A 4,252-nucleotide genomic window follows, 5' to 3' on the forward strand; every position below is an offset into this window, starting at 1 on the left:
GTCGCCGCTGTCGCCGCCAAAGGCTTCGCCACTGTCGCCGTAGCCGCCCTTGCCGTCGCCGCCTAGGCCTGCGCCGACAGCCACGCCGGTCGCGTCGCCGCCCTTGGCGTCGCCGCTAACCGCGATCGGCACGGCGTCGCCGCCATCAGCGTTGCCGCCGTCGGACTTGGCGTCAGCGGAGCCGACGACAATCGGCACGCTAACGGCCACACCGCCGCCCTTGGCATCGCCGCCCTTGGCGCTGCCGGTATCGGCATCGCCGCCCTTGGCGCCGAAGCCACCCAAAGCGACCGAATCGCCGGCATGGCCGCCGTCGCCGCCGGCATCAATGCCTTCCTCGGACTTGGCATAACCACCCTTGGCGTCGCCCTTGTTGCCGAAGTAGCCGTCATTCTTGACCGTCGCGCTGCCGAGATAGTCGTTGTCCTTCATGTCGCCGGTCTGGTTGATGATCGTGGCGCTGTGGCCATTGCCAGCCCCGGCAAACGCGCCGTTCAGGACGTCCGAGAAGCTGACGTCATCGCCCGGATCGAAGCTGATGTCGCCGTCGCGGCTGAACATCATGACGCCGCCGAGGCCAACATTCACGTCGTCGAGGTCAATGAAATCGTCGTCCGACTTTCCGTCCGACGACGCGCTGGCGCTAACACTGGCGTTAACATTGGTGTTAACGTTGTTGGTGTTGGTGTTGGTGTTGCTGTTGTTGCTGCTGTTGCTGTTGCTGTTGCTGCTCGAATTGCTGTTGTTATTGCCGTTATTGTTGGTGTTGTTGCTGGTCGAATTGGCCGTAGCGTCGCCAATGCCGATGCCAGCTCCGACACCCACACCTACGCCGACGCCGACACCGGTGGCGTCAGCGTCGCTCTTGGCGTCAGCGTCGGATTTGGCATCGGCTTTGGCGTCGGCGCTGGCGTCGCTCTTGGCGTCGGCGCTGGCGTCGCTCTTGGCATCGCCATCTCCGATATCGATTACGGTGTCGTCATCGGAGACATCGCCGATGAACTGCCAACCGGTGTTGGAGTTATTGCTGTTGCGAGTAGTCATTGTCGTTCCCTCGGTTAGAGGCCGCGACAACCGAACCACATTCAATCTGACGTGGTCTTGGGCTGCTCGCGGCCGTTAAGTTTTCTCGAAGTTTTCTCGGTAAGAGGCCGCGACAACCGAACCACATTCAATCTGACGTGGTCTTGGCTGCCCGCGGCCGTTAAGTTTCATGTGGTTGGTTTTGGATCGCCTGCGCCTAGGGGACTAAGGCCGGAGATCCGGTCATCGTCTGTTTGTATGGCGTCACCTCCCTTTGACGGGGAGCGAGGCAGCCAGATTGCGCACGAGTTACCGCCTGCGCCGCCCAACGGTGCGGTCGCTCGCTGCTCTCGTGAATCTCTGGATGTTCCCCAAACTCCCAATACGGAACATTGGAAGTCTGTGACCGTCAGCCGTAAATTGTAAGCTGATAGTTGGAGCTAGCCCGTTTGGGACGATCTGTTCGCCATCAAGGGTTAAATCCTGGGCGGAAAACCAGGTCGGCAGCAATCGTGAATGGCGGACAGTTGCGCGCCGCGTCGCGGTGTCCCAGCAATTGCCTAGCTCGTCAGGACTATATTTTTTCGCCTATTTTTGAGTTAGGAAGTCGTTAACGTGTCGTCCGGGTTAGGGGTTCCCGGCCTTTAGTGCTTGTTAGTAGACAGGTGGGCCATGAATGGGGTGGATGGGGTGGAGGCGAGCGGACGAGGTCGAGCTGATTCCGCCGATCGGGAATCCTGGGCCCGACGAACCTTGCTGTTCATCGCCCCTGACGACACGATCTCCGATAGCCTGGTGCATGCCGTCGAAAGGGAATTCCCGTGGATCGGGGCTGAGCGCGTTCGCGACCTGTCCGCCACCTGGACTGCCTTCGATCCTTCGGTTTCCCTCATCCTGATCGATGCGGTATTTCTGAGCGAGATCGATTCCTGTTCCGCCCAGCTGGCCCGCTTCCACCCGGCAGCCATGACCGCTGTGATGCAGGACGACGGCAGGAGGCGGCTTTTCCCCGATGAGGTCTTTGCGTCGCGAGTGGTGCGCGGCGTGCTTCCCATGAACCTGAAGCTGGATGTGTGGCTTTCCGTGATCAGGCTCATGCTGCGCGGAGGCGAATATTTTCCCTTAGCCATGTTTCAGTCGTACCTGAACAACGGCATGCCCCATAGCGAGGCGAAGGAGTCGAAGCCCGCCATCAAACGGCAAGCCGCACTCGAGGAGTCTGGCCAACTGACATGTCGGGAGAGTCAGATCCTGGAAATGGCGTCGCAGGGACTGCAGAATAAAACCATAGCCGCCGCACTTCGCCTTTCCGAACACACCGTCAAAATTCACATGCACAACATCATCAACAAGCTGGGCGCCCACAACAGGACTGAAGCCGCAGCCCTTTTTCATGCCCGACGGGTTGCGGCCGCTGGAATGGTTCCAGGTGCGGATCGCCCGGTGATCTCAACTCTCACGTGAGCAGGTCGATGCCGCGCTTCCAGGAGATTTTACTGCTTGTTGGTCAATTGAACTACACATGGACCAACACGGAAAGCTTGCTGATTTACCTGATTGCCGGTCTGGCGAAAGTAGACAAGGAGACTGCGATCGTCATTTTCCTGACGCTGAACACCACGCGTGCACGGATCGAGTTGGTCGAGCGGTTGGCGAAGATGGCCGGAACACCGGTTGAATGCCGACGCCAGGTTCTGGAGATCGCCAGTCAGCTTACCCGGCAGGGAAAGCTGCGCAACAAATACAGCCACTGCATCTATTCGTTCGACGAAACGGGAACGCATGCGAGCACGCAACTAATGCGCATCTTCGACAGCAAGGATGCAATCAAATATGGGAAGATCGAAGAACTCGACGATTCCGAGATGAAGAGGATCAGCGCCTCCATCCAGGCGATCAGCGCAATCAACAAGGATATTTGGCGGGTCGTCGAACGCAATTCCTTTCCGCATTGAATTGCTTGTCCTGTGACGCCGCGCATCGAGGTTGACATAGGCAGCGATCGGGTCCGGGCCGCCGTGACCTCTGCCTGGACGCATTATCGCGCAGAGCCGGTGACGGTCGCGGCCAACCGTCGGGCTGAGAACGCCAGATCGAAGATAGATCCGGTTTGCGCCCCCAGGAAATCGGCGGGCCGAAATCGACGCGGGGCGATCAAGGCACGGGTGTCAGGTTCTTATCCGCGTCCACTTGCCGTTTTCGGACTGGGACTGCCGAGCAAAATAACGGTAAGACGTCCGTGACCAATTCCTGATTGCGCCCGTTCTGTTATCCAGCACCAGATCGCCCTGGTTCGTCCGCACCGTCAGGACCGTATGACCAGCGCCGCCAAGCGTCGCAACGGTCAGCAACAGGGCGGATGCGGGCCACCCGCGTTTCAACAACTCGGCTTTCTTGAGGATGGCGAAATCCTCGCAATCGCCTTCGCCGGTCGGCAAGCCCCAAACGTCGGCTCGGCCTGCGGAGTCTCTGTCGCCTCTCTCCTTGATGCGGCGATTGACCGACTTGTTCACGCTCGCAAGTTCCGCTTCCAGCCTCGGCGTGAGTTCGACCGCTTTGACCTTGCCGCGGGTGCTGCACAGCGCCGGATCGCTGGCGCAGAATTTGTAGAAGGCGGCCGGTGCAAAGGCGTAGCCTTGCGTGGCCATCTTCGTTGCTGTTCCAGTTGTTTGATTGCTGCAGCCGGCCAACAAAATGGCCGCCGCGAGAAGCGCCGCTGAACGAATCACTGAGTGTCCCCTTTTGGTGGGTCGTGATAATCCTTATGGGGGTTGGTAAATCAATCCTGAGGATCGCGATTGCGCAGGAACAAATTGTTTGCCATACTTAACAAAGTGTTACCGATGGTCGGTAATATTGACTCTTCGCGCAACCAAAGGGGACGGGAGCGCCTTTTTTTCCCTCAAGGAGGAAGAAAATGCACCTGTACCCTGACGTCTCAAGCACGATTCTAAGAATACTGCTCCTTTCATCCGCTGCCTTCACGGTGGCAATGATCACACCGGCAACCGCACAGCAGAGTCAACGTCCTCGGCTTGCGGCTGCACAGTGCCAACCTCTCACTGAAGCCAATTTCGCGCTTTGCTGTATTGCAGCCAACCGCACCAGCATTCTTTCCGCCGCGCAAATCGACATGTGCCCGCCGGTTACCACGGCCCTTATCACCGCCGCCTTGAACGATGGCGGCGATGGTGACGGCGGCAATGGCGGCGGCAGCGGCGGCGGCAAT

General features: G+C 59.1%; 3 protein-coding genes and 2 pseudogenes. 3 read left to right on the forward strand and 2 right to left on the reverse strand.

Annotation, left to right across the window (positions count from 1 at the left end; all coding sequences use genetic code 11):
• A pseudogene (locus X738_RS86590) lies at positions 1 to 1,044 on the reverse strand (hypothetical protein); the annotation flags it as partial.
• A gap of 732 nt (positions 1,045 to 1,776) precedes the next feature.
• Here X738_RS86590 and X738_RS80210 point away from each other — a divergent pair.
• Together X738_RS80210 and X738_RS80215 are read left to right on the forward strand one after the other, a co-directional pair.
• Complete coding sequence (locus X738_RS80210) at positions 1,777 to 2,487, forward strand: helix-turn-helix transcriptional regulator (protein ID WP_023804219.1); 711 nt, start codon at positions 1,777 to 1,779, stop codon at positions 2,485 to 2,487.
• Positions 2,488 to 2,495: 8 nt separating this feature from the next.
• The gene (locus X738_RS80215; protein ID WP_023804220.1) at positions 2,496 to 2,978 is read left to right on the forward strand and encodes a hypothetical protein; all 483 of its coding nucleotides are present in this window, start codon (positions 2,496 to 2,498) and stop codon (positions 2,976 to 2,978) included.
• Between the two features lie 213 nt (positions 2,979 to 3,191).
• On the opposite strand, the gene X738_RS80220 is transcribed toward X738_RS80215, so the two are convergent.
• Entirely contained in the window at positions 3,192 to 3,719 is a 528-nt protein-coding gene (locus X738_RS80220) for a transglutaminase-like cysteine peptidase (protein WP_245277906.1), read from the reverse strand.
• 221 nt (positions 3,720 to 3,940) lie between these two features.
• Here X738_RS80220 and X738_RS85790 point away from each other — a divergent pair.
• A pseudogene (locus tag X738_RS85790) lies at positions 3,941 to 4,252 on the forward strand (hypothetical protein); the annotation flags it as partial.

The organism is Mesorhizobium sp. L48C026A00 (assembly GCF_000502375.1).
Classification (GTDB): domain Bacteria; phylum Pseudomonadota; class Alphaproteobacteria; order Rhizobiales; family Rhizobiaceae; genus Mesorhizobium; species Mesorhizobium muleiense.